Origin of the sequence: Aeromicrobium endophyticum (assembly GCF_003586285.1) — a bacterium.
Taxonomy (GTDB): Bacteria; Actinomycetota; Actinomycetes; order Propionibacteriales; family Nocardioidaceae; genus Aeromicrobium; species Aeromicrobium endophyticum.
This window is the reverse complement of sequence record NZ_QUBR01000001.1, coordinates 521,391-548,191: the sequence shown is the minus strand read 5'-3', so window position 1 is coordinate 548,191 and position 26,801 is coordinate 521,391. Positions and strand designations below refer to the sequence as shown.

At 71.6% G+C, this 26,801-nt stretch carries 27 protein-coding genes; 17 read left to right on the top strand and 10 right to left on the bottom strand.

Features of this window, described 5'->3' with window-relative positions:
• Nucleotides 1-86 precede the first annotated feature (86 nt).
• Complete coding sequence (lysS, locus tag DX116_RS02765; protein ID WP_119704091.1) at nt 87-1,562, top strand: lysine--tRNA ligase; 1,476 nt, start codon at nt 87-89, stop codon at nt 1,560-1,562.
• A 176-nt stretch (nt 1,563-1,738) separates the two neighbouring features.
• Here lysS and ptsP read toward each other — a convergent pair whose 3' ends face one another.
• Entirely contained in the window at nt 1,739-3,379 is a 1,641-nt protein-coding gene (gene ptsP / locus DX116_RS02760; RefSeq protein WP_119702668.1) for a phosphoenolpyruvate--protein phosphotransferase, read from the bottom strand.
• Between the two features lie 187 nt (nt 3,380-3,566).
• On the opposite strand from ptsP, the gene DX116_RS02755 reads away from it, so the two are divergent.
• The 5 genes from DX116_RS02755 (at nt 3,567) to DX116_RS02735 (ending at nt 10,453) form a co-directional block, all read left to right on the top strand.
• Entirely contained in the window at nt 3,567-4,334 is a 768-nt protein-coding gene (locus DX116_RS02755; RefSeq protein ID WP_119702667.1) for a DeoR/GlpR family DNA-binding transcription regulator, read from the top strand.
• Entirely contained in the window at nt 4,331-5,353 is a 1,023-nt protein-coding gene (locus DX116_RS02750) for a 1-phosphofructokinase family hexose kinase (RefSeq protein ID WP_119702666.1), read from the top strand. The genes DX116_RS02755 and DX116_RS02750 overlap by 4 nt, the downstream gene beginning before the upstream one ends.
• Nucleotides 5,331-7,373 carry a PTS fructose transporter subunit IIABC gene (locus DX116_RS02745; protein WP_119702665.1) on the top strand — a complete coding sequence of 681 codons (2,043 nt, stop codon included), beginning with the start codon at nt 5,331-5,333 and terminating at the stop codon, nt 7,371-7,373. Before DX116_RS02750 ends, DX116_RS02745 begins: the two co-directional genes overlap by 23 nt.
• Before the next feature lie 41 nt (nt 7,374-7,414).
• Nucleotides 7,415-7,675, top strand: coding sequence for an HPr family phosphocarrier protein (locus DX116_RS02740; protein WP_119702664.1), 261 nt, complete (start codon nt 7,415-7,417; stop codon nt 7,673-7,675).
• 258 nt (nt 7,676-7,933) lie between these two features.
• Complete coding sequence (locus DX116_RS02735; RefSeq protein ID WP_119702663.1) at nt 7,934-10,453, top strand: ATP-dependent Clp protease ATP-binding subunit; 2,520 nt, start codon at nt 7,934-7,936, stop codon at nt 10,451-10,453.
• Between the two features lie 60 nt (nt 10,454-10,513).
• On the opposite strand, the gene DX116_RS02730 is transcribed toward DX116_RS02735, so the two are convergent.
• Nucleotides 10,514-10,843, bottom strand: a complete 330-nt coding sequence (locus DX116_RS02730) for a DMT family transporter (protein ID WP_119702662.1) — start codon at nt 10,841-10,843, stop codon at nt 10,514-10,516.
• Between the two features lie 66 nt (nt 10,844-10,909).
• On the opposite strand from DX116_RS02730, the gene DX116_RS02725 reads away from it, so the two are divergent.
• Nucleotides 10,910-11,449, top strand: a complete 540-nt coding sequence (locus tag DX116_RS02725) for a TetR/AcrR family transcriptional regulator (protein WP_119702661.1) — start codon at nt 10,910-10,912, stop codon at nt 11,447-11,449.
• Here DX116_RS02725 and DX116_RS02720 read toward each other — a convergent pair.
• Nucleotides 11,432-12,331 carry an HhH-GPD family protein gene (locus DX116_RS02720; RefSeq protein WP_119702660.1) on the bottom strand — a complete coding sequence of 300 codons (900 nt, stop codon included), beginning with the start codon at nt 12,329-12,331 and terminating at the stop codon, nt 11,432-11,434. The genes DX116_RS02725 and DX116_RS02720 overlap by 18 nt on opposite strands.
• 46 nt (nt 12,332-12,377) lie before the next feature.
• On the opposite strand from DX116_RS02720, the gene DX116_RS02715 reads away from it, so the two are divergent.
• On the top strand, nt 12,378-13,160 hold the full coding sequence (locus tag DX116_RS02715; RefSeq protein ID WP_147393557.1) for a hypothetical protein: 783 nt from the start codon (nt 12,378-12,380) through the stop codon (nt 13,158-13,160).
• Here DX116_RS02715 and disA read toward each other — a convergent pair.
• The 3 genes from disA to DX116_RS02700 all read right to left on the bottom strand — a co-directional run bounded on the left by disA (nt 13,157) and on the right by DX116_RS02700 (nt 16,369).
• The gene (disA, locus tag DX116_RS02710) at nt 13,157-14,257 is read right to left on the bottom strand and encodes a DNA integrity scanning diadenylate cyclase DisA (protein ID WP_119702658.1); all 1,101 of its coding nucleotides are present in this window, start codon (nt 14,255-14,257) and stop codon (nt 13,157-13,159) included. The two genes, DX116_RS02715 and disA, sit on opposite strands and share 4 nt — an antisense overlap.
• Nucleotides 14,258-14,310: 53 nt before the next feature.
• Nucleotides 14,311-15,702 (bottom strand): DNA repair protein RadA, encoded by a 1,392-nt coding sequence (gene radA, locus DX116_RS02705; protein ID WP_119702657.1) that lies wholly within the window; start codon nt 15,700-15,702, stop codon nt 14,311-14,313.
• A 271-nt stretch (nt 15,703-15,973) separates the two neighbouring features.
• Entirely contained in the window at nt 15,974-16,369 is a 396-nt protein-coding gene (locus tag DX116_RS02700) for a cupin domain-containing protein (protein WP_119702656.1), read from the bottom strand.
• Between the two features lie 88 nt (nt 16,370-16,457).
• On the opposite strand from DX116_RS02700, the gene DX116_RS20250 reads away from it, so the two are divergent.
• Genes DX116_RS20250 through DX116_RS02690 form a run of 3 tightly spaced genes read left to right on the top strand, consistent with a single transcriptional unit; the run spans nt 16,458 to nt 18,109 of the window.
• Nucleotides 16,458-17,105 carry a GlxA family transcriptional regulator gene (locus DX116_RS20250; protein WP_233556546.1) on the top strand — a complete coding sequence of 216 codons (648 nt, stop codon included), beginning with the start codon at nt 16,458-16,460 and terminating at the stop codon, nt 17,103-17,105.
• Nucleotides 17,080-17,436, top strand: coding sequence for a helix-turn-helix domain-containing protein (locus DX116_RS20245; protein ID WP_233556545.1), 357 nt, complete (start codon nt 17,080-17,082; stop codon nt 17,434-17,436). The genes DX116_RS20250 and DX116_RS20245 overlap by 26 nt, the downstream gene beginning before the upstream one ends.
• A 16-nt stretch (nt 17,437-17,452) precedes the next feature.
• Entirely contained in the window at nt 17,453-18,109 is a 657-nt protein-coding gene (locus DX116_RS02690) for a hypothetical protein (protein WP_119702655.1), read from the top strand.
• A gap of 25 nt (nt 18,110-18,134) precedes the next feature.
• On the opposite strand, the gene DX116_RS02685 is transcribed toward DX116_RS02690, so the two are convergent.
• Genes DX116_RS02685 through DX116_RS02675 form a run of 3 tightly spaced genes read right to left on the bottom strand, consistent with a single transcriptional unit; the run spans nt 18,135 to nt 21,288 of the window.
• A complete protein-coding gene (locus DX116_RS02685) occupies nt 18,135-18,773 on the bottom strand; it encodes a VOC family protein (RefSeq protein WP_119702654.1) in 639 nt (212 codons plus the stop codon).
• Between the two features lie 42 nt (nt 18,774-18,815).
• The gene (locus tag DX116_RS02680) at nt 18,816-19,559 is read right to left on the bottom strand and encodes a hypothetical protein (protein ID WP_119702653.1); all 744 of its coding nucleotides are present in this window, start codon (nt 19,557-19,559) and stop codon (nt 18,816-18,818) included.
• Nucleotides 19,560-19,602: 43 nt separating this feature from the next.
• Nucleotides 19,603-21,288 (bottom strand): hypothetical protein, encoded by a 1,686-nt coding sequence (locus tag DX116_RS02675; protein WP_119702652.1) that lies wholly within the window; start codon nt 21,286-21,288, stop codon nt 19,603-19,605.
• A 95-nt stretch (nt 21,289-21,383) separates the two neighbouring features.
• Here DX116_RS02675 and DX116_RS02670 point away from each other — a divergent pair, with 95 nt between their 5' ends.
• Both DX116_RS02670 and DX116_RS02665 read left to right on the top strand, forming a co-directional pair.
• A complete protein-coding gene (locus DX116_RS02670; protein WP_119704090.1) occupies nt 21,384-22,295 on the top strand; it encodes a Ppx/GppA phosphatase family protein in 912 nt (303 codons plus the stop codon).
• A gap of 25 nt (nt 22,296-22,320) precedes the next feature.
• Complete coding sequence (locus DX116_RS02665) at nt 22,321-23,106, top strand: sugar phosphate isomerase/epimerase family protein (protein WP_119702651.1); 786 nt, start codon at nt 22,321-22,323, stop codon at nt 23,104-23,106.
• Nucleotides 23,107-23,121: 15 nt separating this feature from the next.
• Here the strand turns inward: DX116_RS02665 and DX116_RS02660 are convergent, their stop codons facing one another.
• The gene (locus DX116_RS02660) at nt 23,122-24,087 is read right to left on the bottom strand and encodes a bile acid:sodium symporter family protein (protein ID WP_119702650.1); all 966 of its coding nucleotides are present in this window, start codon (nt 24,085-24,087) and stop codon (nt 23,122-23,124) included.
• 23 nt (nt 24,088-24,110) lie between these two features.
• Here DX116_RS02660 and proC point away from each other — a divergent pair, with 23 nt between their 5' ends.
• The 4 genes from proC to DX116_RS02640 all read left to right on the top strand — a co-directional run bounded on the left by proC (nt 24,111) and on the right by DX116_RS02640 (nt 26,789).
• The gene (gene proC, locus DX116_RS02655; protein WP_119702649.1) at nt 24,111-24,917 is read left to right on the top strand and encodes a pyrroline-5-carboxylate reductase; all 807 of its coding nucleotides are present in this window, start codon (nt 24,111-24,113) and stop codon (nt 24,915-24,917) included.
• 10 nt (nt 24,918-24,927) lie between these two features.
• Complete coding sequence (locus DX116_RS02650) at nt 24,928-26,154, top strand: acetoin utilization protein AcuC (RefSeq protein WP_119702648.1); 1,227 nt, start codon at nt 24,928-24,930, stop codon at nt 26,152-26,154.
• A gap of 154 nt (nt 26,155-26,308) precedes the next feature.
• Complete coding sequence (locus DX116_RS02645; RefSeq protein ID WP_119702647.1) at nt 26,309-26,494, top strand: helix-turn-helix domain-containing protein; 186 nt, start codon at nt 26,309-26,311, stop codon at nt 26,492-26,494.
• Nucleotides 26,495-26,687: 193 nt separating this feature from the next.
• Nucleotides 26,688-26,789, top strand: coding sequence for a 30S ribosomal protein bS22 (locus tag DX116_RS02640; RefSeq protein ID WP_019143756.1), 102 nt, complete (start codon nt 26,688-26,690; stop codon nt 26,787-26,789).
• The last annotated feature ends 12 nt before the right edge of the window (nt 26,790-26,801 follow it).

Sequence of the window (26,801 nt, the reverse complement as noted above, 5' to 3'; positions counted from 1 at the left end):
ACGACGAAAAGTCCTCGGCACTAGGCTTGTCCCTCGTGAGCGACGCGACGAGCACCCAGAGCCCCGAGGACGACCTTCCCGAGCAGATGCGGGTGCGTCTCGACAAGCGCGAGCAGGTCATCGAGCGCGGCGACGAGCCGTACCCGGTCGTCGTCGACCGCACCCACACGCTGCGCGAGATCGTCGACACGTACGACGCCGAGGCGCTGGGCCCCGACACCCTGACGGGTGACGTCGTCACGGTCGCGGGCCGGGTCATCTTCGTCCGCGGCACCGGCAAGCTGGTGTTCGTGGCCCTGCGCGAGGGCGACGGCACCCCGCTGCAGGCGATGATCTCGCTGGACGGCGTCGGCGAGGAGAGCCTCGCGGCGTTCAAGGCCCTCGTCGACATCGGCGATCACCTGGCCGTCACGGGCGAGGTCATCACCAGCAAGCGCGGCGAGCTGTCGGTCATGGCGACGTCGTGGCAGCTCGCGGCCAAGACCGTGCGCCCGCTGCCCAACGAGCACGCGCCGCTGTCGGACGAGGCCCGCAGCCGCATGCGCTACGTCGACCTGATCGTGCGGCCCGAGGCGCGCGACAACGTCCGCGTGAAGGCCAAGGTCATGCAGTCGCTGCGCTCGACCCTCGACCGCCTCGGCTACGTCGAGGTCGAGACGCCCGTGCTGCAGCACACCAACGGCGGTGCCGCGGCGCGGCCGTTCCGCACCCACGTCAACGCGTACGACGAGCCCGCCCTGCTGCGCATCGCGCTCGAGCTGCACCTCAAGCGGGCCCTGGTCGGCGGCATCGACAAGGTCTACGAGATGGCCAAGACGTTCCGCAACGAGGGCGTCGACAACACCCACAACGTCGAGTTCCTGATGCTCGAGGCCTACGAGGCGTACGGCTCGTACGACACCATGGCCGTCCTCACGCGCGAGCTCGTGCTCGACGCCGCCCGCTCGGTGGGCAAGACGGTCGTCCCCGGACGCGACGGCAGCGAGATCGACCTCGAGGCCGAGTGGCGCCACGCGACCGTCCACGGGTTGGTGAGCGAGGCGGTCGGGAGCACGATCGACATCGACACGCCGGTCGACGAGCTGGTCTTGATCGCCGCCCGGCACGACGTGGCCCTGCGTGACGGGTGGGACGCCGGCGAGATCGTGCTCGAGCTGTACGAGAAGCTCGTCGAGCACACCCTCATCCAGCCGACGTTCGTGCGCGACTACCCGGAGTCGGTGCGTCCCCTGGCCAAGAAGCACCGCACCAAGCCCGGCTTGGTCGAGGCGTGGGACCTCATCATCAACGGCGTCGAGCTGGCGCCGGCCTACTCCGAGCTCAACGACCCCGTCATCCAGCGCGAGCGGCTCGAGGAGCAGGCTCGCCAGGCAGCCGCGGGCAACCCCGAGGCCAATGACGTCGACGAGGACTTCCTGCGCGCCCTCGAGTTCGGCATGCCCCCGGCGGGCGGCCTCGGCTTCGGCGTCGACCGCCTCGTGATGCTGCTGCAGGGCATCGGCATCCGCGACGCGATCCTCTTCCCGACGACGAGGAACGAGTCGGAGGGAAGCAGGATCTAGTCCGACGACGAGGAACGAGTCGGAGGGAAGCAGGGTCTAGTCCGACGACGAGGAACGAATAGCGCCCCTACGGTTTACCACGCCGGCGTGGTAAACCGGGTCCAGGCGGGGAAAGCTTGCCGCGCCCGGACGGTGTTTGCCTTGCCGGCGTGGTAAACCGCGGACGGGCCGTGGGATCAGGTGAGGATCGCCCGGACGCGGGCGCGCCCGTCGGCGGGGTCGTCGGCGTCGAGGGCCGCTGAGGCTGCAGCGCGGCACTGCTCGAGCGTGACGGTCGCGAGCATCGCCCCGACGCTGCGGACGGCGCTGGCCGCGCACGACAGGGACGTCACGCCGAGTCCCACCAGCACGCACGCCAGCAGCGGGTCGGCGGCGGCCTCGCCGCACACGCCGACCGGCTTGCCGGCCCGCTCGCCCGCGGCGGCGACGGACGCCACGAGCGTCAGTAGGGCCGGCTGCCACGGATCGGTGAGGTGGCTCAGCGAGGACGCCATGCGATCGGCCGCGAAGGTGTACTGGCTGAGGTCGTTGGTGCCGATCGACACGAAGTCGACGTGCTGCAGCAGGCGGTCGGCGTGCAGCGCCGCCGACGGCGTCTCGATCATGACGCCGGCCGTGAGCCCGCGCTGACGGATGCGCGCGGCGACGTCGACGGCTTCGGAGACGACGGCCACCATCGGCGCCATGACCCACACGTCGGCGGACGACTGTGCGGCGGCTGCCGCGATCGCGTCGAGCTGGTGGTCGAGCAGCTCGGGACGCTCGATCGCGATGCGGAGCCCGCGCACGCCCAGGGCCGGATTGGGCTCGCTGCCCATGTCGGCGAACGCCAGCGGCTTGTCGGAGCCGGCGTCGAGGGTGCGGACGACGACCTTGTGCGGGCCTGCCGCGTCGAGCACGGCGCGGTAGATCTCGGCCTGCTCGTCGACGGTGGGCTCGGACGACCGGTCGAGGAAGCTCAGCTCGGTGCGGTACAGCCCGAAGCCCTCGACGGGCTCGGCAGCGGCGCGGACGGCTCCCGCCGCGTCCTGGACGTTGGCGAGCACCTGCACGGCGTGGCCGTCGCGCGTCGCGCCCGGCCCGGTCCACGCGGCGGACGCGGCACGGCGCTCGGCGTCCTCGGCGGCACGGCGCTCGGCGTCGGCGGCGTCCGGGTCGATCAGCACCTCCCCGGTCGTCCCGTCGACCAGCGCGGTGCCGGCGGATCCGTCGAGGGGCAGGTCGCGGACGCCGACGACGCACGGGATGCCCAGCTGCCGCGCGATGATCGCGGTGTGGCTCGTGGCGCCGCCGAGCCGGATCGCGATCGCGGTGATGCGCTCGGCGTCGAGACCGGCGGTGTCGGCGGGGGCCAGGTCGTCGGCGAACAGCACCGACGGCACGTCGGGGCTCGGCACGCCGGGCTCGGGCAGCCCCAGCACCTCGGCGACGACACGGTCGCGGACGTCGAGCAGGTCGGTGACGCGCTCGGCCATGAGACCGCCCGCAGCCTCGAACATGGTGGCCAGCTCGGCCACGGCAGCGGTCATGGCGGTCGCGGGCCCCGAGGCGTCCGCGTGCTTGGCGACGAAGGTCGCGAGGCCGCGGTCGCGTGCCATCGCCGCGGTGGCCTGCAGGACCTCGGCGGCCGCACCGGACGCGTGGGCCGCTCGCGCCGTCAGCCGGTCGGCGACGACCTCGCTCGCGGCGGCGACAGCGGCGACGGTCGTGTCGTGGTCGACGTGCACCTCGTCGGCGGGGGCCTCGACGCGCTCGGACGTCACGACGACAGGTCCGGTGCCGATGCCGGGGACGACCGGTGTTCCGCTGCTGGTCATGTGCTTCTCCTATGAGCGAGGTCCTGCGGGTCGAGATCCTGGCGGAGTCTGTGAGCGGGGCTACGTGAACGCGAGGAAATCTGACCGAACCCCTTGACTTCGTGGGACGTTACCGCGTAGAACAACAGATATCAACAAAAAACCACACAAATCCACATCGGTGGTGCAGGTCAGACGAGGAGACCGGGTGTACGCAGCAGAACGACGAGCAGCGCTGGCTCAGCGCCTCGAGCAGCACGGACGCGTCAGCGTCCTCGATGCTGCCGCCGAGTTCGGCGTCTCCGGCGAGACGGTGCGCCGCGACCTGGCTGCCCTCGAGCGTCGCGGCCTCGCCCGCCGGGTGCACGGCGGGGCCGTCGCCCGTACATCGGTGCAGGCCGTCGAGCTCGACCTGCGCGAGCGCGAGGCACGTCAGTCACCGCAGAAGCAGCGCATCGCCGCAGCTGCCCTCGCCTTCCTCCCGCCGGTCGACGGCAGCATCATCGTCGATGCCGGCACCTCCACCGCCGCACTGATCGACCTGCTGCCCGACGAGCACACGCTGACGGCCGTCACGCACGGCATCGCCGCCGCGGCCCAGCTGTCGCGGCTCGAGCAGGTCGACCTGCACGTCATCGGCGGTCAGGTGCGCGGAGCCACGGGTGCCGCGATCGGCGCGGGCACCGTCGCGGTCTACGAGACGGTCGGCGTCGACGTCGCCTTCGTCGGCGCCAACGGCCTGTCGGTCGAGCGCGGCCTGACGACGGTCGACTTCGGCGAGGCGGCGGTCAAGCGCACGATCGTCGCGCGGGCCGCCCGCACCGTCGTGCTGGCCGACTCGTCCAAGCTCGACACCGACTACCTCGTCACGTTCGCCCCGCTCACCTCGGTCGACGTGCTGGTCACCGACGCCGATGCCCCTGCCGAGTGCGTCGCCCGCCTGCGCGACGCAGGGATGGAGGTCGTGCTCGCATGATCGTCACCGTCACCGCCAATCCCGCGATCGACCGCCTGCTGACGCTCGACGAGCCGCTCGTGCGCGGCGTCGTCGGTCGCACCGCCGCCCCCGTCGACCAGCCCGGCGGCAAGGGCGTCAACGTCGCACGCGTCGTCGCCGCCGCAGGCCACGACGTCGTCGCGGTCTTCCCGGCGCCGGCCCACGACTCGTTCGTGGCCGCCGTCGAGGCGACGGGTCTCGCGCACGTCGCGGTGCCCACCCGCAGCCGCGTCCGGGTCAACCTGACGCTCGCCGAGGCCGACGGCACCACGACCAAGCTCAACGCCCCCGGCGCCGAGCTGTCGGCCGACGAGCTCGGACGGCTGACGGGCGCGATCGCCGAGTCGGCCGCCGGTGCCGCCTGGGTCGTGCTGTCTGGCTCGCTGCCCCCCGGCGTGCCCGACGACTGGTACGCCGTCCTCACCCGCACCCTGCGGGCCGGGGGAGCGCAGGTCGCCGTCGATGCGTCGGGTGCGCCGCTGCTGGCGACGCTCGGTGCTGCCGGCGCCGCCCCCGACCTGGTCAAGCCCAACGCCCACGAGGTCGTCGAGCTGGTGGGCGGCGACGCCGACGCGATCGAGGCCGATCCCGAGCTCGCCGCCGCCACCGCCCAGCGCGTCCGCCGCGACTTCGGACCCGCCGCGGTGCTGCTGACCCTCGGGGCCTCGGGTGCGGTGCTGGCCACCGCGGACGGCTCGTGGTTCGCCGCGTCGCCCTCGATCGTCCCCGTCAGCACCGTCGGCGCCGGCGACTCGTCGCTGGCCGGCTACCTGCTCGCCGCCGTCGACGGCCTCGACGCGCCCCGCCGTCTCGAGGTCGCGGTGGCGCACGGCAGCGCCGCCGCGTCGCTCGCCGGCTCGACGCCCCCCGCTCCGGCGGACGTGGCGGCACTCGCCGCTGTCGACGCGCGCCAGCTGTCCAGCCCTTCCCTCGATCTTCCTGCCACACCGTCACGCCACCCACAGAAGGACGCCCATGTCATCACTCATCACGGCTGATCTCGTCAGCCTCGACACCGCTCTGGGGGAGGACGCGGCGAGCGTCATCACCGCCCTGGCCCAGATGGTCGCCGGTGCCGGCCGGGCGTCCGACGCCTCGCAGCTCGTCGCCGACGCCCGGGCCCGCGAGGCCCAGTCGGCCACCGGCCTGCCCGGCGGCATCGCGATCCCGCACTGCCGCTCCGAGGCCGTCACCCAGCCGACGCTGGCCTTCGCGCGTCTCGTGCCGGGTGCCGACTTCGGCGCGTCCGACGGCCCTGCCGACCTCGTCTTCCTCATCGCGGCTCCGGCCGGGGGCGGCCAGGAGCACCTGAAGCTGTTGTCGTCGCTGGCCCGCGCCCTGGTGCGTCCCGACTTCACGGCCGCACTGCGGTCGGCGCCCGACGCCGCCGCGATCGTCGCGCTGGTCGACGAGGTCGTCTCCCCGGCGGCGGTCGCCGAGACCGCTCCCGCGGCCCCCGCCGCGCCGACGACGTCCGCGACCGTCACGCGCATCGTGGCCGTCACGGCCTGCCCGACCGGCATCGCGCACACCTACATGGCCGCCGACTCGCTCACCCAGCAGGCCGCGCAGACCGACGGGGTCGAGCTGCAGGTCGAGACGCAGGGCTCGTCGGGTGCCAAGCCGCTCTCGCCCGAGACCATCGCCGCGGCCGACGCCGTGATCTTCGCGACCGACGTCGGCGTCAAGGACCAGGCCCGCTTCGCCGGCAAGCCCGTCGTCGTCAGCGGCGTCAAGCGCGCGATCAACGAGCCCGCGGTCATGATCGCTGAGGCCGTCACGGCGTCCACCGACCCGCGGGCCCGCCGCGTCGAGGGCGGTGCCGTGGCCTCGGAGGCCGCCCGCGCGTCCGACGCCGGCGGATTCGGCCTGCGCCTGCGGCAGTGGCTGCTGACGGGCGTCAGCTACATGATCCCGTTCGTCGCGGCCGGCGGTCTGCTGATCGCGCTCGGCTTCCTGCTCGCCGGCTACGACGTCGCGGGCGACCCGGCCTCGAAGATCCTGGCCGACAACACGCTCACCAACCTGCCCGCTGCGGGCGAGCACGCCCTGTTCGGCAGCGCTCTGCTGACCTACATCGGCGCGCTGCTGTTCCTGCTCGGCTCGTGGGCGTTCGGCTTCCTCGTCCCGGCGCTCGCGGGCTACATCGCCTACGCGATCGCCGACCGCCCGGGCATCGCGCCCGGCTTCGTGATGGGCTTCCTGGCCAACCAGATCGGCGCCGGCTTCCTCGGCGGCATCGTGGGCGGCATCATCGCCGGACTCATCGCGCACCAGATCGCCAAGCGTCCGGCCCCGCGCTGGTTGTCGGGGCTCATGCCCGTCGTGATCATCCCGCTCGTCACGACGATCATCGCCGGCATGCTGATGCTGCTGGTGCTGGGGCGCCCCATCGCCGACATCACCGACGGCCTGACCGACTGGCTCAACGGCCTCTCGGGCGGCTCGATCGTCCTGCTCGGCCTGCTGCTCGGCGCCATGATGGCCTTCGACATGGGTGGGCCGGTCAACAAGGCCGCCTACGTCTTCGCGACCACGGGGCTCACGGCCCAGGCGATCGCCGCCGGCGGCACCGAGGTCAAGATCATGGCCGCCGTGATGGTCGGCGGCATGGTGCCGCCGCTCGCGATGGCGCTGTCGACCGCGCTGCGTCCGGGCCTCTACACCTCGTCCGAGCGCGAGAACGGCAAGGCAGCCTGGCTGCTCGGTGCCGCCTTCATCACCGAGGGCGCCATCCCGTTCGCCGCGGCCGACCCGCTGCGCGTCATCCCGTCGATGATGCTGGGCTCGGGCGTGGCCGGTGCGATCTCGGCCGGTGCGGGCGTGACCCTCGCGGCGCCGCACGGCGGCATCTTCGTGTTCTTCGCGGTCGACCAGGTGCTGTGGTTCCTCGTGGCGATCGCCGTCGGTACCGTCGTCAGCGCCGTCTCGGTGACGGCGCTGAAGCAGCTGGGCGGACGCGGTGGCGATGCCGTCGTCGCCGCCGACGAGGCCGCCCCTGTGCCGGCGCACGTCTGATCATCCGCAGCCCCAACCCACCCCGCACCAGAGGAGCACCCATGCCCAGCAAGACCGTGACCGTCGGCTCGTCCGTCGGACTGCACGCCCGTCCCGCCGGCGTCATCGCCGCGGCCGCCGCCGATCTCGGCGCGCCCGTGACGCTCGCCCTCGTCGGCGGCGACGCCGTCGACGCCGGCTCGGCCCTGATGATCATGACGCTCGGCGCCGGTCACGGCACCGACGTCGTCGTCGAGTCCGACGACGCCGCGGCCGTCGAGACCATCGCCGGCCTCGTCGAGTCCGACCTCGACGCCGAGTAGCCGCGTCGAGCGGGTTACCACGCCGGCACCGGAAGCCCCGTCCGGGCGCGGCATGCTTTCCGCGCCCGGACGCTGTCTGCCCCGCCGGGTTCGTGGGTTTGCCTTGCCGGCGTGGTGAACCGCGTCGAGCGGGTTACGCCCACGGCGAACGAGGGAACGTCTGGACGAGTGTGACGGTTGGATGAAGCAACTGGGCATCCTGCGCGCGGATTTCCAGAGCCGACTAAACTGATCGGATACTCCACCCCAGGGGGAAGAATGTTCGAAAGATTCACCGACCGTGCTCGTCGCGTGGTCGTGCTCGCCCAAGAAGAGGCGCGCATGCTCAGCCACAACTACATCGGCACCGAGCACATTCTCCTCGGCCTGATCCACGAGGGAGAGGGTGTCGCCGCCAAGGCGCTCGAGAGCCTCGACATCTCGTTGGAGGCCGTCCGCGGCCAGGTCGAGGACATCATCGGTCAGGGACAGCAGGCCCCCAGCGGCCACATCCCGTTCACGCCGCGTGCCAAGAAGGTCCTCGAGCTCAGCCTTCGCGAGGCGCTGCAGCTCGGCCACAGCTACATCGGCACCGAGCACATCCTGCTCGGCCTGATCCGCGAGGGCGAGGGCGTCGCCGCCCAGGTCCTCGTCAAGCTCGGCGCCGACCTCAACCGCGTCCGCCAGCAGGTCATCCAGCTCGTCAGCGGCTTCCAGGGCAAGGAGGCCGAGACGGCCGGTGCGCCCAGCGAGAGCCAGCCCAGCTCGTCGGCCGTGCTGGACCAGTTCGGTCGCAACCTCACGCAGGCAGCGCGCGAGGGCAAGCTCGATCCGGTCATCGGCCGTGCCGACGAGGCCGAGCGCGTCATGCAGACACTGTCCCGGCGCACCAAGAACAACCCGGTGCTCGTCGGCGAGCCCGGCGTCGGCAAGACCGCCGTCGTCGAGAGCCTGGCGCAGGACATCGTGCGCGGCGACGTGCCCGAGACGCTCAAGGACAAGCAGATCTACACGCTCGACCTCGGCGCGCTCGTGGCCGGCTCGCGCTACCGCGGCGACTTCGAGGAGCGCCTCAAGAAGGTGCTCAAGGAGATCCGCACCCGCGGCGACATCATCTTGTTCATCGACGAGATCCACACCCTGGTGGGTGCGGGTGCCGCCGAGGGCGCGATCGACGCCGCCAGCATCCTCAAGCCGATGCTGGCTCGCGGAGAGCTGCAGACCGTCGGCGCCACGACGCTCGACGAGTACCGCAAGCACTTCGAGAAGGACGCGGCGCTCAACCGTCGCTTCCAGCCGATCGTGGTCGACGAGCCCTCGGTCAGCGACACGGTCGAGATCCTCAAGGGCCTGCGCGACCGCTACGAGGCGCACCACCGCGTCTCCATCACCGACGAGGCCCTCGTGGCCGCGGCGACGATGGGCGACCGCTACGTCTCCGACCGGTTCCTGCCCGACAAGGCGATCGACCTGATCGACGAGGCCGGCGCCCGTCTGCGCATCCGCCGCATGGCCACGCCGCCCGAGCTCAAGGAGTTCGACGACCAGATCGCCGACGTCCGCCGCCGCAAGGAGGGGGCCATCGACGCGCAGGACTTCGAGGCCGCCGCCTCGCTGCGCGACGAGGAGAAGAAGCTCATCACGGCCAAGGTCGAGCGTGAGAAGGCCTGGAAGTCCGGCGACCTCGACACCGTGGCGGTCGTCGACGAGCAGCTCATCGCCGAGGTCCTGGCCAAGGCGACCGGCATCCCCGTCGGTCAGCTCAGCGAGGCCGAGTCGAGCCGCCTGCTCAACATGGAGGCCGAGCTGCACGAGCGCGTCATCGGCCAGGACGAGGCCATCAAGGCCCTGTCCCGAGCCATCCGGCGCACGCGTGCGGGTCTGAAGGACCCCAAGCGTCCGGGCGGATCGTTCATCTTCGCCGGCCCCTCGGGCGTCGGCAAGACCTGGCTGTCCAAGGCGCTCGCCAACTTCCTGTTCGGCGACGAGGACTCCCTCATCCAGCTCGACATGTCGGAGTACAGCGAGAAGCACACCGTCTCGCGCCTCTTCGGCTCGCCTCCGGGCTACGTCGGCTACGAAGAGGGCGGCCAGCTCACCGAGAAGGTGCGTCGCAAGCCGTTCTCGGTGGTGCTCTTCGACGAGATCGAGAAGGCTCACCCCGACATCTTCAACTCGCTGCTGCAGGTGCTCGAAGAGGGGCACCTCACCGATGGTCAGGGACGCGTCGTCAACTTCAAGAACGCCGTCGTCATCATGACCACCAACCTCGGTGCGCGCGAGATCTCCAAGGGCGTCAACCTGGGCTTCAGCCAGGCCGGCGACACCGCGGGGTCGTACAACAAGATGAAGGAGCGCGTGTCGATCGAGCTCAAGCAGCACTTCCGGCCTGAGTTCCTCAACCGTGTCGACGAGATCATCGTCTTCCCGCCGTTGACGCAGGACGAGATCCTGCAGATGGTCGACATGATGATCGCCTCGCTCGAGAAGCGTCTGGCCGAGAAGGACATGAACATCGAGCTGACGATGGAGGCCAAGGACCTGTTGTCCAAGCGCGGCTTCGATCCGGTGCTCGGTGCTCGTCCGCTGCGCCGCACGGTGCAGCGCGAGATCGAGGACGTCATGGCCGAGAAGCTGCTCTATGGCGAGCTGCACCCGGGCCAGATCGTCCTGATCGGTGTCGAGGGCGAGGGCGTCGAGGCGACGTTCACGTTCGAGGGCCGCAGCAAGGCCGAGCTCGAGCTGGAGATGCCCGACGTGCCGCCGGCCGTCGAGGCAGGCGCGCCCAGCGGCGAGTAGCCACACCACCGGAGCCCCCCGTCGCACCAGCGGCGGGGGGCTCCGTCGTGCCGGCCCGGCTCAGGCGTGCGAGCCCTGCAGGTTGATCAGCACCACACCGGCGATGATCAGCGCGATCGCGACGACCTTCAGGGCCGTGACGGGCTCGTCGAGGAACACGACGCCGACGACCGCGATGGCGGCCGTTCCGACGCCCGCCCAGATGGCGTAGGTCACCGAGACGGGGATCTGCTTGACCACGAGGGTCAGCAGCCAGATCGACAGTGCGTAGCCGCCGACCACCGCGGCGCTCCAGCGCGGGTCGGTGAAGCCGTGGGCGTGCGGCAGTGCTGCGGTCGCCAGCACCTCAGAGGCGATGGCGACGGCCAGGAGAGCAGCGGCGACGAGCACGTTCGGGGTCCTTTCGTCTGTAGCAGGTGCTACGGATAAAACTGTAGCACCTGCTACGTTGATGGCATGGGCAAGCGACAGGAGCTCGCGGAGGCGGCGACCGACCACGCGCTGGAGCACGGGCTGATCGGGCTGAGCCTCCGTCCGCTCGCGGCCGCCATCGGCACGAGCGATCGCATGCTGATCTACCACTTCGGCTCGAAGGACGAGCTCGTCGACGCGGTCCTCGACGTCTCGAACGAGCGGTCCATCGCGGTCATCAGGTCGACGCCGGCCGCCGACTCGGTGGAGGCGGCCGTCACGGCCCTCTGGGACGTCTTCTCGTCGGGTCAGCTGCAGCGGTGCCAACGCATGTACGTCGAGGCCGCCGCGCTGGGATTGTTCGGCCGCGAGCCGTATGCGACGTCGGTGCGCCGTTCCAACGACGTGTGGCTCGCCGCCATCGCCGATCACCTACGAGCCTCGGGTGCCTCCGAGAGCGCTGCACCTCGTCTGGCGTCGCTGGTCGATGCGACCTTCAACGGGCTGATGCTCGACGGTCCGCTGGAGGATGACGCCGTGGCGCGCGCCGTCGTGCAGGATCTCGCGTCAGCGATCGCCGGGTAGCGCGAAGAGTCCGCTGTCGAGCGGCTCCACCAGTCCGTCGGCGACCAACCCGTCGAGGGCCCGCTCCCGCTGCACGGCGTCGGGCCACACGGCGTCGAGCCGCGCCTTCGCCACCGGCCCCTCGGCCTCGCGCAGCACGGCCAGCAGACGGCCGCGGCACTGGCGATCGGTGCCCTCCCACGACTGCCCGCGCCGCACGGGCCCGTCGTGGGCGGGGTAGCCGGACGCCCGCCAGCGGCACAGGTCGGCGACGGGGCACGCCGAGCACTGGGGTGAGCGGGCGGTGCACACGAGCGCGCCGAGCTCCATCGTGGCCGCCGCCCACACGTGGGCGTCCTCGCCGGGCATCAGCGCGGTCGCCAGCTCGCGCTCGGCCGCGGTGACGGCGGCGGCCGGGTACTCGACACCCGAGACGACCCGTGCGAACACGCGGCGGATGTTGGTGTCCATCACGACGGCCCGGTCACCGAACGCGAACGACGCGATCGCGCCGGCCGTGTAGTCGCCCACGCCCGGCAGGGCTAGCAGGTCGTCGCGGCCCGACGGGACCTCGCCACCGTGCCGCTCGACGACGGCTGTGGCGGCGGCGTGCAGCCGCAGGGCGCGGCGGGGGTATCCGAGTCGCCCCCAGGCCCGCACGGCCTCTCCGGCGGGCTCGGCGGCGAGGTCGGCGGGGGTCGGCCAGCGCTGCATCCACGCCTCATAGACCGGCAGCACGCGTGCGACGGGCGTCTGCTGCAGCATGAACTCCGAGACCATGACGGCCCACGGCGAGACGTCGCGGCGCCACGGCAGGTCGCGTGCGGCCGTCTCGAACCAGGCCATCACGTCGTCGTGCAGACGCTCCAGGTCGGCACGTGGGAGCAGGGGAGGCGTCGACATGGCGCGTCGATCTTCGCACGCCCACGTCGCCGCCTATCGTGTGACCGTGAGTCAGCGCAGGTTGCCAGCCGGGATCTACTGGCGTCGACGCCTGCTGCTGCTCGCGGTCGTGATCGCCGTCGTCTGGGCCGTGCTGCAGATCAGGGACGGAGGCGACGACGAGAAGCCCGCGAAGGCGGCTGCCACGCCGTCGAAGGCCTCGTCCAAGCCGTCCGCAGCGCCGACGACCCCTCCTGCGCCGAAGCAGACCGTCGACGGGCTCGTCGACGTGGCGGTGGTCGCCGGCACCACGCCGTGCAACGCCGAGGACGTCCGGATCACGCCGAGCGTGCGGCCCGGGCAGCTCACGAAGGGCCCCGTCGACATCGGTCTGGTCATCAGCTCCACGCAGACGACCGCCTGCACCCTGCAGCCCGCCGATGCCGACACGGTCGCGGTCATCAGCGCCAACGGCACGCCGGTGTGGGACTCCACGGTCTGCAAGGCGTCGCTGCTGTCGGCGCCGGTCGCGCTGTCGCCTCAGTGGTCGACGCTGACGACCGTCCAGTGGACCGGACGCGGCTCGGGCTCGAACTGCACCAGCAACCAGGGCTGGGCGACGGCGGGCAAGTACACCCTCCAGATCGGCACGCTGGGCGGCGAGCCGGGCAAGACGACCTTCTCGCTCGACGCCAGGCCCGCGCCCGCCAAGACGGCAGCGCCGCCCGCAGCGCCGACGACTCCTGCGCCGTCAGCGACGCCGCCGGCCACCACACCGCCCGCGGATCCCGCTGCGCCTGCGACGCCCACCGAGCCGGGTGCCGAGCCGCCGGTCACACCGGCCGACTAGACGTAGCGCTCGAGGATGCTCGACTCGGCCAGCCGGGACAGTCCCTCGCGGACGCCTCGGGCGCGCAGGTCGCCGACACCGCCGACGTTCTGCAGGTCCTCGATGCTCGCGGCGAGCAGCTTCTGCAACGAGCCGAAGTGCTCGATGAGGCCCTCGACCACGGGAATGGGCAGGCGGGGGATGCGGGCCAACAGGCGGTAGCCGCGGGGTGCGAGCGGGCCGTCGAGGGTCTCCTCGGTGCCGATGCGCAGCGCACGGGCGACACCTCCGAGGTCGACGAGGTCGGTCGACTCGATCGCGGCGAGCTCGGCGAGGACGGCCTCGAGCGGACGTGCTCGGCGCCCCGTGGGCATGTAGTCGCGGATGATGAGCTCGCGCTCGGCGTCGACGCCGCCGATGAGCTCTTCGAGCTGCAGCGCCAGCAGGCGTCCGTCGGTGCCCAGCTCGAGCACGTAGGTGTCGATCTCGCCGGCGATGCGGCTGACCATCTCGAGCCGCTGGGCGACGGCCGACACGTCGCGCACCGTCACGAGGTCCTCGATCTCGAGTGCCGAGAGGGCGTCGCTGACCTCGTCGAGCCGGTTGCGGTAGCGCTCGAGCGTCTGCAGCGCCTGGTTGGCCCGCCCGAGAACGGCGCCGGTGTCCTCGAGGACGTGGCGCAGGTCCTCGAGGTAGAGCGCGATGATGTGCATCGACGCCGAGACCGAGATGACCGGGACGTTGGTCTGACGCGCGACGCGGTCGGCGGTGCGGTGCCGGGTGCCGGTCTCCTCGGTGGGGATCGACGGATCGGGCATCAGGTGGACGCCGGCCATGACGATGCGGCTGGCGGCCGAGTCGAGGACGATCGCGCCGTCCATCTTGGCGAGCTCGCGCAGGCCGGTGGCGGTGAACGGGACGTCGAGCCGGAAGCCGCCGGTCGAGATGGCCTCGACGCTCTTGTCGTGGCCGATGACGATCAGTGCGCCGGTGCGACCGCGCAGGATGCGCTCGAGACCCTCGCGCAGCGCGGTGCCGGGGGCGACGGACGACAGCGTCGCGCGCATGCGGGCGGACGCGTCGAGGCTCGCCGCGTGGCGCTCGGCCGCTGTTGCCATGACACGTCCTCCCAGAGCGGTGGCTCGCCCGGCGGTGCTCGCCGGTAGCGGGCTCAGTCTACGGGGCGCGGTGCCAGTGCCGGTGCATCAAGACAGAGCATCGCCTCGCCGATGGTGTGGACGGCCTGGATCGACATCTTGCCGGTGAACGTGTCGAGCCCCTCGGACCCGGCCGGCACGACCGCGCGCCGGAACCCGATGCGCTCGGCCTCGCGCAGGCGGGCAGCCAGGTTGCTGACCTTGCGGACCTCGCCGGCGAGCCCCACCTCGCCGATCGCGATGAGATCGGTGGGGGCCGCGAGGCCGGACACGGCCGAGAGCGTCGCGACCGCGACGGCCAGGTCGACCGACGGCTCGGTGAGCCGTGCTCCGCCGACGGAGGCCGTGTAGACGTCGAGCTGGCCGAGGTTGAGACCGCAGTGCTTGGTGAGCACCGCGAGGATCATCGCGACCCGCGGCGAGTCGAGGCCGCTGGACGTGCGTCGCGGCGAGGGGGTGGACGACGCGACGCTGAGCGCCTGCACCTCGGCGAGCAGCGGTCGGCGCCCCTCCATCGTGACGGTGACGCAGGTGCCCGCCACGGGCTGCTGGTGCCGCGAGACGAACAGCCCGGTCGGGTCGGGCACCTCGATGATGCCGTCGTCGACCAGGTCGAAGCAGCCGATCTCGTCGACGGGCCCGAAGCGGTTCTTGACCGCGCGCAGCAGACGCAGGCGCGAGCTGCGGTCGCCCTCGAACTGCAGGACGACGTCGACCAGGTGCTCGAGCACGCGGGGCCCGGCCACCGAGCCGTCCTTGGTGACGTGGCCGACGAGCAGCGTGGCGATGTTGTCGCGCTTGGCGCGCTGGATCACCGCGGACGCGACCTCGCGCACCTGGGTGACACCTCCGGGGACGCCGTCGATGTCGGCCGAGCCGATGGTCTGCACCGAGTCGACGATGAGCAGCGACGGGGCGACGGTCTCGACGTGGGTCAGCACGCCGCCGAGGTCGGTCTCGGCGGCCAGGTAGAGGTTGTCGTCGACCGCACCGGTGCGCTCGGCCCGCAGGCGCACCTGGGCCGCCGACTCCTCGCCCGAGACGTAGAGGGTGCGGCGCCCGGCGCGGGCCCACCGTGCCGCGACCTCGAGCAGCAGCGTGGACTTGCCGACGCCCGGCTCGCCGGCCAGCAGCAGGACGCCGCCGGGCACGACGCCGCCACCCAGCACGCGGTCGAGCTCGCCGATGCCCGAGCCGACGGACCGGGCCGACTCGACCTGCACCTGGCTGATCGGCACGGCAGGGGACGAGACGGGCGCGGCCTGGGTGCGTCCGGTGCGGGCGGGTGCGGCGACGTCGACCGTGCCCCAGGCCTGGCACTCGCCGCAGCGGCCGACCCACTTGCTGGTCGTCCACCCGCACTCGGCGCAGACATATGCCGGGCGGGCGGTCTTGGTGCTGGCCATGCCGTCAGCCTAGGCGGCGGGTCCGACAGTCCGCCGGCCGCTCGTCAGCTCGTCAGGAACGGCACGACGTGCGGCGCGACGGTCGACGTTCAGCACCGTCAGGTGCTCGGGGAGGGCCAGCGCGAGCGGTGGGGTGACGCCCCGGGTGCAGGTCGCTCCGGCCAGCAGGACGACCGGGGCCCGGCTCCCAGTCGGTCGAGGGGGATCGTCGACCCGTCGGCGGACGTCGTCGTCTCCATCGACCGATGGTAGGCCGACGTGACCTCGGCCGTCAGCCGAGCGGGAGACCCGAGGTCAGCGAGGTGATGTGGTCGGGGACCGTCCCCGCGAAGTCGCCGGTCGTCGCGGTCCCGGTGCGGTCGACCGTGATGATCGATGCCCCGTGGGACGAGGACGGACGGTGCTCCACCCCGCGAGGGACGAGGTAGGAGTCCAGCGCGGACAGCTCGACGCGTCGCTGTCCGTCCTCGTCGCGCAGGTCGATGCGCAGGTGCCCCTCGAGCACGACGAAGAACTCGTCGGAGTCGGGGTGACGGTGCCACACGTAGTCGCCCTCCGCCTTGGCCAGACGGATCTCGGTGTCGTTCACGACGGCGAGCGATCGCGGCTGCCACCGCTCGTCGAACGAGGCGAGCGCGGCGGTGATGTTGCGGGGCTGAGAGGTCATGCACCGACGGTGCCAGTTGCCCACTCACCATGGCGAGTGCGATAAATGACCAGTGTCGAAACGATCCTCTCACCGTCCCCGTGTCGCCGTGCTCGTCGACGACGGCTCCAACCCGTTCGAGCTCGCGTGCATGCTCGAGGTGCTCGGGATCGACCGGCCCGAGCTCGGCGGGCCGCTGTACGACGTCCGCCTCTGCGGCGCGACCCCTCGGGTGCCCATGCGCCAGGACTTCTTCACGATGACGGGGATCGGGGGGCTGGAGACGATCGACGGGGCCGACACCGTGATCGTGCCCAATCGTCCGGACGTCGACCGGCCGCACACGCCGGTGGTGCTGGAGGCGATCGCCCGGGCGCACGACCGAGGCGCACGACTCGTCGGGATGTGCAGCGGGGCCTTCACCCTGGCCGAGGCCGGTGTCCTGGACGGGCGGCGGGTCACGCTGCACTGGATGTGGGCCGATGCCTTCCGGCGCCGGTACCCGGACGTCACGGTCGAGGAGAGCGTGCTGTTCGTCGACGACGGCCAGATCCTGACGTCCGCCGGCAGCTCGTCGGCACTCGACCTGGCCCTGCACGTCGTGAGGACCGACCACGGTGCCGCTGTGGCGACGTCGGTCGCACGCCGCCTGGTGTACTCGGCGCACCGCACGGGAGGGCAGCAGCAGTTCATCGAACGTCCCGTGCCCCGGGGTCGCCGAGGGGCCGCTGGTGCGGGTCACCTCGTGGGCTTCTGAACGGATCGCCGAGCCGGTGTCCGTCGCCGACCTGGCCGAGGTCGGTGCGGTCAGCGTGGCGTCGCTGCACAGAGCATTCCGTGCCGAGCTGGGCACCACCCCGCTCGCGTGGCTCACGGCGCAGCGGGTCGATCGGGCGCGTGAGCTACTGGAGCAGACCGCGATGCCGGTCGAGGCGGTGGCCCGGGCGTCGGGCCTGGGCTCGGCGGCGAACCTGCGTCGCCGCTTCCGCGAGGCGTCCGGAGCGACGCCGACGCAGCATCGCCGGCAGTTCGGCACGACCACCCCGACGCGCGCGCAGCCGTCCGCCGGACGGCAGGCGACCGGTTGACGACTAAACTGCTGGCATGTCGTCTGTCGCCGTAGCCACGCGGTACCCCGCGCCGCCGGTCCTGAGATCCGCTGACATCGCGGCGAAGACGGGTCTGGTGCTGCTGCTGGGCCTCGCGATCCTCGTGCCGGGCTTCGGCAACATGGACGGCAAGGGACTCGTGCCGCGTGCGATCGGCTACCCGGTCGCGGCCTTCGCCATCCCGTTCGTGTGGTTCACGTGGTGGCGTCAACGCGCCTCGTTCCCGTGGGCGGCCGACTTCCTGGTGACGTTCGCGTGCTTCAGCGACATCTTCGGCAACGTCATGAACCTGTATGACTCGGTCGACTCGTTCGACAACATCGTGCACTTCGTCAACACGGGGCTGCTGACGGCGGCCATCATCCTGCTGACGATGCACCGCTCGACGAGCCTCGGCGCCGTGCTCGAGCGCGGGCTGGCCTTCGGCGTCAGCGCCGCGCTGGTGTGGGAGATCGCCGAGTACTTCGCCTTCCTGCGCTGGTCGCCCGAGCGGCTGGGCGCCTACGCCGACACCCTCAGCGACATGTCGCTGGGCGCGCTGGGCTCGGTGCTCGCAGCGTTCTGGGTGCACTCGATGTGGAGTCGCGGACACCTCACCGAGGTCGCGCCGCAGCTCGAGCTGGCGCACCAGACGGGCGCCGGCCGGCGCTAGCCGCACCGCCCGTGGTCGGCGGGCGTCAGATGCGCACGTCGCCGGACGGCGTGCGGAACGTCGCGGCCATGATGCCCGGCAGCCCGTGGGGCGCGGTCCAGTTGACGTCGATCTGCTCGAGCGCGTCGACGGCGGGCTCGCCGAGCCAGTCGGACAGCCGCTGCGGCGACCCGGCGATGTCGAGGGCGATCAGCTCGACCTCGGAGTCGGCCATCTGCGAAGGGTGCTCGGCCGGGTCGATGTCCCACGCGGTGACGTAGGGCAGCTGCGGATCGGCCCGCATGCTGCTGGTGCCGATCTGACGCCACTGCAGGTTGAAGCCGTCGGGACGGCGGCGGTTGCCGGGCACGGCGTGACGGCCGATGCGGCGCTCGACCTCTTCCATGTCGTCGACCGAGACGCACCAGGCCATCCACCCGCCACCGGCGTCGGAGCGCTCGCGCACGGCCTGACCGAAGGCAGCCTTGTCGGATGCTGGGTGGTCGAGCACCTCGACGACCTCGAGGTACTGCCGGTTCTTGAGCGGCAGGATCATGTTGCGGGTGCCGAACCGGGGGTGGGCACCCCCGTCGAGGAACGAGGCGCCGAGAAGCCGGCCGAGCTCGGCGGTGGTGCCGGCGAGACCGTCGGCGCCGACTGCGAACGAGACGTGGTCGAGGTGCATACGGCATTCTGACCCAGCCCCGGTCGGGCTGTCGTCAGGGGGTCATCGGACGGGATCGGCAGGGTGTGGTGTATTGGCCCCACGGGCCTCGTGCTGTCTGCAATACCGGGCCAGCTCGGCGTAGCCGGCCTCGCCCATCAGGGCCGTCAGCTCGTCGCGGTTGGTGACGTAGACGGGCTCGGGAGCGACGTGCGCCTCGGTGTTGGACGAGCAGTACCAGTCGAGGTCGGCACCCCCGGGTCCCCAGCCCTGACGGGTGTACTCGCCGATCAGCGTCTCGGTGTACGTCGTGCCGTCGCCGCGGTCGACGTCGCGGAACTGCCGGCGCAGCGGCAGCTGCCAGCACACGTCGGGCTTGACGGTGTGCGGCTTGAGGTCGTTCTCGAGCGCGAAGGCGTGCAGGGCGCAGCCGTAGCCCCCGACGAAGTCGCGCGAGTTGTGGAAGATGCACGCGCCCTCGAACGCGCGGGTCTTCAGCTCGCCGTCGGCGTCGGTCTCGGTCCAGCCCCCGCGGTGCCCCTCGTCGTGGTGCTGCCAGGTGCCGGGCGTCAGCTGCTCCATGACGGCGCGGGTGCGCTCGGCGTCATCGTCGTCGGAGAAGTGGGCGCCGAGGGTGCAGCAACCCGCATCGGGGCTGCTGGCGTAGATGCCGGGGCAGCCCTGGCCGAAGATGCAGGTCCAGCGCGACGTGAGCCACGTCAGGTCGCAGCGGAAGACCTCGTCGGGATCGGTGGGATGCGCGAACTCGACGAACGTCCGCGGGAATCCGAGCTCGACCTCTGGCACGTCGCCGACTCTACGCCGCGAGCGCGGTCGGTGCCGTGCGCCGTCAGGGCGTGCGGCCGATGCCGGTCGAGCAGTAGGGAGCGTCGTGGAACATCTCGAACGAGAGGTACGCGCCGTCGATGATGGGCTGCACCGATGCCGGCATGGAGTCGCCGTGCCGCACGAGCTCGGCGGCGAGCGCGGCGCACCGTCGGTCGTCGGCGCGAGGCTTCAGCTCGCCGGTGACGATCTCGCGGTGGATCGTGTCGGCGAAGACGGTGGCCGGCTCGGCCCGGTTGAGCTGGGCGCTGACGACGTTGCGCGGGAGGTAGAGCGTCACGCACCCGACCAGCACGGCGGTGAGCGCTGCGTAGGCGCCGATGCCGACCACACGCCGCCGGGAGCGCGCCAGCAGGCGCACCGCGACGAGGCCCAGCAGGGCCAGGGACGCCCAGGTGACGACTCCGCTGCGGTACGAGACCGAGCCCGCGGTCAGCCCCTCGACGGCCCGCTCGGAGATGCCCGTGATGACGGTGCTGCCGACCGCCATCGTGGCCGCCACGACGAGGACGGCGAGCAGCCCTCGCGTGTCGTCGTGCGCGGACGTCGGGTCGTCCGGGGTCTCTCGGTCCGGGGTCTCGCGGCCGCGCCACGTCGACCACAGCACCCACGCGGCGCCGACCGCGAGGACGGCGACCACGAGGCTCGGGACCGACGCGTGGGGGAACGGCACGCCCGCGCGCTCGACCTGCTCGGTGACGAGCGCCGAGTTGTTGCCCGGCAGGGCGCCGACGAAGTTGTCGAGCAGGGTTCGCGGCTCGATCTTGACGACGGTGCCCTCGTAGCAGGAGTCGGTGGCCTGGCACGCCATCTGGCTGATCTGGCGGCGGATCCACCAGAAGACCACGGTGTAGGGGACGGCCAGCGACAAGAACACCGTGGCCCGTCCGCGCCAGCGCCGCCACAGGCCCCCGTCGGGGTGGCCGGAGGGCTGGAGCACCAGCACGACCAACGTCAGGGGGACGATCAGCGCGGTCAGCTCGTACGAGAGGTTGAGCACGAAGCCGATGAAGGCCATCAGGGCGACGACCGGCACGACGCCGCGCGCGTACCGCCGGTCGAGCGTCCTCGACAGCCTCAGCACCAAGGCGGCGGAGAGCAGATAGGCGCTGAAGGCCCCGTAGGCGATCGTCGGGTAGTTGTTCCAGCCGTTGAAGCTGCTGACGTTCTGCGACTTCGCCCCGATCGCGATCGCGACGGGCAGCAGGATCGTCACGAAGGCGATGCTGGACGGCTCGAGCCCGCGCACGACGCCGTCGCGACCCCGGTAGCGGACCTGCCCCAGGAACACGCGCGCGGCGACCAGCATGAGCACGAACAGGGCGATCTTGACGCCGGCCCACACCATGAAGGGCGGGATGGCGAACGTCGTCGCGACCTTCATCGTCGCCATCGCCAGGACGGCTCGCTCGGAGAACGACAGTGCCGTCGAGCGCGGCTGGTTGTCGAAGTCGAAGGCGTGCCGGACGGGCTCCCAGAAGGCCGACACGAACGAGCCGTCGGCCTGGGGGCCCTTGATGAGCAGCCAGTAGCGGTCGTCGGCGCCGACCGACGACAGCAGGACGGGAGCCAGCACCACGAGGATCGTCGCGACGTAGACCGCGGCGGCCAGCGGACGCACGCGGGGCGACGTCAGCAGGCGGGCACGGGTGGCGCCGAGGCCGCGCCGGCTCGGGTCTCGCTGACTCATGGGTTCGCCCTCTCGGGAGCTCGCGGGGACGGCAGGACGTCCCGGAGTCTACGCGCGGCGTCGAGCTGCGCTGCGGCCGTGGGAGGATGGTCGTCATGCGCATGGGCGTCCTGGACATCGGCTCCAACACCGGGCACCTCCTGGTCGTCGATGCGTTCCGCGGAGGCCCCCCGGTGGCGGCCCACTCCTACAAGGAGCCGCTGCGCCTGGCCGAGCACCTCGATGCCGACCAGGCCATGACGCCCGAGGGCGTCAGCCGACTCGTCAAGTACGCCGTCGAGGCCCGTTCGGAGGCCGAGGACAAGGGCTGCACCACGATCCTGGCGTTCGCGACCTCGGCGGTGCGCGACGCGGTCAACGTCGACGAGGTCATCGCCTCGGTCAACCAGGCCAGCGGGCTCGACCTGCAGGTGCTGGCGGGCCCCGACGAGGCGCGCCTGACCTTCCTGGCGGTGCGCCGGTGGTTCGGCTGGTCCGCCGGCCGCCTCGGCGTCTTCGACATCGGCGGCGGCTCGCTCGAGATCGCGGCCGGGGCCGACGAGTCGCCCGACGTCGCGCAGTCGATGGCGCTGGGCGCCGGACGGCTCACGCGCGAGTGGCTCGCTGCCGGGCGCTCCAACGCCGAGCTGCGGCTGCACGTCCGGTCACGCATCGCCGACGAGGCGGGCTTCGTCCTGCGGGGCGGGACGTTCGACCGCGCCGTGGCGACCAGCAAGACGTTCCGGTCGCTGGCCCGCATCTGCGGTGCGGCGCCGTCGTCCGAGGGTCGCTACGTGCGTCGCGTGTTGCGCAAGCACGACCTCTCCGAGCTGGTCGAGCAGCTGCGGACCATGTCGCCGGACGACGTCGGCCGGCTGCCGGGCGTCTCGCTCGACCGGGCCCACCAGATCCAGGCCGGCGCGATCGTCGCGGAGGCGGCCATGGACCTGTTCGACCTCACCGAGCTCGAGATCTGCCCGTGGGCGCTGCGCGAGGGTGTCCTCCTCGAGCACCTCGACGGCCTGTGAGGTCGTCCGTCCTACTCTTGGGGGCGTGCCCGATCCCATCCGCGTCTCGCTGTCGACCTCGTCGGTCTACCCCGGCTCGACGGCCAGCGGATTCGAGGCTGCGGCGCGGCTCGGCTACGACGGGGTCGAGGTCATGGTCGGCATCGACGACGTCAGCGCCGACATCATCGCGATCAAGGCGCTGAGCGCGTTCCACGAGATGCCGGTGGTGTCGATCCACGCGCCGTGCCTGCTGGTGACGCAGCGCGTGTGGGGCTCCGACCCGTGGGAGAAGCTGCACCGCAGCGCCGAGATGGCGCACGAGGTGGGCGCTCAGGTCGTCGTCGTGCACCCCCCGTTCCGCTGGCAGCGCGACTACGCGCGCACCTTCGTCGACGGCATCGCCCAGCTCGAGGATCGGCACGGCATCACGTTCGCCGTCGAGAACATGTACCCGTGGCGCACCGGCAAGCGCGAGTTCCAGGCCTACGCCCCGGGATGGGACCCGGTCGACGACGACTACGCCCACGTGACGCTCGACCTCTCGCACAGCTCCACGGCCGGCAGCGACCCCGTCGAGATGGCCCGCGAGGCCGGTGACCGGCTCGCGCACGTCCACATCGCCGACGGCTCGGGCTCGGCCAAGGACGAGCACCTCGTGCCAGGCCGCGGCACGCAGCCGTGCCAGGAGTTCCTCGAGGTCGTCGCCGCATCGGGCTTCGACGGCGAGATCGTGGTCGAGATCAACACCCGCAAGGCCAAGGACCAGGCCGAGCGCGAGGTCGACCTGCTCGAGGCCCTGGCCTTCACGCGCCTGCACGCGTCCGTCTGAGCACGCCTCGGGACGTCAGCGCACCGCCCTGAGGGTGTCGGGCGGGGCGAGACGGCGCGCGATCACGGCGCCCGTGATGATCTGCATCTGGTGGTAGAGCATCAGCGGCAGGACGATGAGCGCCACCTCGTCGGGCGCGAAGAGCACCGAGGCGATCGGCAACCCGCTGGCCAGCGACTTGTTCGACCCGCAGAACAGCAGGGCCACGCGGTCGGGTCGCGGCAGGCGCAGCACACGTCCGGCCAGCAGGCTCCACCCCATCGCGAGCGCCAGCAACACGGCGCACACCAGGGCCACCGCCAGCACCGACCAGGCACTCTGCGACGACCAGATGTGGGCGTCCGAGGCCTCGCTGAACGCGACGAACACGACCAGCACGATGCTGCCGCGGTCGAACAGGCGCAGCTGCGCGTCGCGCCTGGTCACGAACGAGCCGATGAGCGGGCGCAGCAGCTGCCCCAGCACGAACGGGGCGAACAGCTGCAGGACGATCCGCACGACCGAGCCCGTGTCGACCGTCGCGTCGGCCGACATCAGCAGCGCGACCAGGACGGGCGTCAGGAACACGCCGACCAGGTTCGACATCGAGGCGCTGACGACCGCGCCGGCGACGTTGCCGCCCGCGATCCGGGTGTAGACGATGCACGACTGCACGGTCGAGGGCACCAGGCACAGCAGCAGGACGCCGCTGGCCAGCGTCGGCGTCAGCAGGTTGCCTCCGAGCGGCTGCAGGGCCAGCCCGACGAGCGGGAACGCCGCGAAGGTCGTCGCGAGGGTCACGATGTGCAGCTTCCAGCGGGTCAGCCCGCTGAGGGTCTCGGCCGTCGACAGCCGGGCGCCGTACAGGAAGAACAGCAGGCCGATCGCGATGACGGCTGCCCGCTTCAGGACGTCGAGGACGTCGCCGGTGGCCGGCACGAACGAGGCGACGAGGGCGGCGACCAGGATGGCCGCGATGAGCGGGTCGAGACGGAGTCGCACGACCCGACACTAGTGTGAGGGCCATGACTCAACGGATCGCGATCCTCGGGGCGGGCGTCATGGGCGAGACGCTCCTGTCGGCCATCCTCGACTCCGGGCACCCCGTCGACGCCCTCGTCATCAGCGAGAAGCGGGCCGAGCGCGCCGACGAGCTGCGCAGCACCTACGGCGTCTCCGTCACCGGCAACGCCGAGGCGGTCGCCGACGCCGACGTGGTGCTGCTGGTGGTCAAGCCGCAGGACGTCCCGGCCCTGCTCGACGAGATCGCGCCGTCCGTGCGCCCCTCCGCGACGGTCGTCTCGCTCGCGGCCGGCATCCGCATCGAGGCCATGGCGTCGGCGCTGCCGGACGGGGTCGCGGTCGTCCGCGCGATGCCCAACACCCCCGCCTTGGTGGGGGAGGGGATGTTCGGCGTCTCGCCCGGCCCCGACGTCACCGCCGAGCAGCTCGCGGCCGTCGTGTCGCTGCTCGAGTCGGGCGGACGCGTCGTGGTCGTCGACGAGAGCCGGCAGGACGCCGTGACCGCGGTGTCGGGCTCCGGGCCGGCCTACGTCTTCTACCTCGCCGAGGCGATGATCGCCGGCGGCATGGCCGAGGGACTCGACGCCGAGACCGCCCGCACGCTGGCCGCGCAGACCCTCGTGGGAGCGGCCAAGCTGCTGTCGGAGTCCGACGCGACGGCCGAGGAGCTGCGTCGTCGTGTGACCTCGCCGAACGGCACGACGCACGCCGCGATCGTCACGTTCGACGAGCGCGGGGTCAAGGACGGGCTGGTGGCGGGCGTCGCCGCGGCGGCAGCCCGGTCCGCCGAGCTGTCGGGCCCGGCATAGGCTCTCGGGTATGACCGAGGCCACAGCCGGAGCACCCGACGACGGCGCCGACGTCGGCACCGTCTCCGATCGCGCCTGCATCGTCTACGACGAGCAGCTCATGCAGTACGACTTCGGGCGGACGCACCCGATGGCTCCCGTGCGCATCGACCTGACGATGGACCTGGCGGCCGAGATGGGCATCGTCGACGGCCTCGAGGTCGTCGGTGCCGCTCCGGCCACCGACGACGAGCTGCACCTGATCCACTCCGCCGCCTACATCGAGGGCGTGCACAAGCTCAGCGACCACCCCACCTACACCGATCTGTCGATCGGTCTCGGGGGCGACGACAACCCCGTCTTCGCGCACATGCACGAGGCGAGCGCCTTGGTCGCCGGCGCGAGCGTCGAGGCGGCCCGCCGGGTCTGGACCGGTCAGGCGCCCCGGGCGATCAACATCAGCGGAGGGCTCCACCACGCGATGCCCACGACCGCCAGCGGCTTCTGCATCTACAACGACGTCGCCCTGGCCATCCGGTGGCTGCTCGACCACGGCGCCGAGAAGATCGTCTACGTCGACGTCGACGCCCACCACGGCGACGGCGTCCAGAAGATGTTCTGGGACGATCCGCGCGTCCTGACCATCTCGATCCACGAGGGCCCGCAGACGCTGTTCCCCGGCACCGGCTACTCCACGGAGACCGGCGGCGAGGGGGCCGAGGGCTCGGCGGTCAACATCCCGCTGCCGCCCGGCACGTCCGACGCCGGCTGGCTGCGCGCGTTCCACGCCGTCGTGCCGGCCCTGGTGCGCGAGTTCGCCCCCGACATCCTGGTCACGCAGCAGGGCTGCGACTCGCACATGGACGATCCGCTCACCAACCTGATGCTCAGCGTCGACGGCCAGCGGGCGTCCTACCTGGCGCTCAAGGCGCTCGCCGACGAGGTGTGCGACGGCAAGTGGGTCGCGACCGGTGGCGGCGGCTACGCCGTGATGGACGTCGTCCCGCGCGCCTGGGCGCACCTGATGGCGATCGTCGCGGGCTCGCCCGTCGACCCCATGGCGCTCACCCCGCAGCGCTGGCGCGAGCGCATCGAGGAGATCCGCGGCATGCCCGGGCCGCAGCGCATGACCGACGGCCGAGCGGTCGGCTACCGGGCCTGGGAGCAGGGCTACGACCCCGCCAGCTGGCTCGACCGATCCATCCAGGCCACGCGCACGGCGGCCTTCCCGCTCAACGGTCTCGACCCCCAGCCGTAGGTCCGATCCGGCCTGCGCGGCCGGTGATCGGACAATTCGGGGAACTACTGTCGCGGAAGCCTCGGGAGGCACTAGTCTCTTCCAAGGCACGCGCGCTGTTTCTCTGGTGGGGAAGCCAGAGAGCGCGCGTGCCCCTCAGGAAGCAGGTGGTGGCATGGCACCCGGACCGACGTTCTTGACCGTCGCCGAAGTGGCAGGTCAGATGCGCGTCTCGAAGATGACGGTCTACCGTCTGGTGCACTCCGGCGAGCTCGAAGCCGTCCGCGTGGGCCGTTCCTTCCGTGTCCCCGAGCACGCCGTGCAGGCCTTCCTCGGCAAGTCCTACTTCGAGGCCGGCTGAGCCTCGCGATCCGCGCGACGGTGCCTGCTGCGGGCACCGGTCGGCATCGGCACCCACCGCACCCGACGTGTAGGCTGACGGCTAGCCACGACTGAAGACACGGCCCATCTGGTCCTGTCGTCCTCGCGTGGCGACCAGTCTCGAACGAACACCAGCCGCGTGCGCGCGGCCGACAAGAATTGAGTTGTGACCCGTGGGTTCAGTCATCAAGAAGCGTCGTAAGCGGATGTCGAAGAAGAAGCACCGCAAGATGCTCAAGCGCACCCGAGTGCAGCGTCGCCGTCTGGGCAAGTAAGCCCTCACCCTC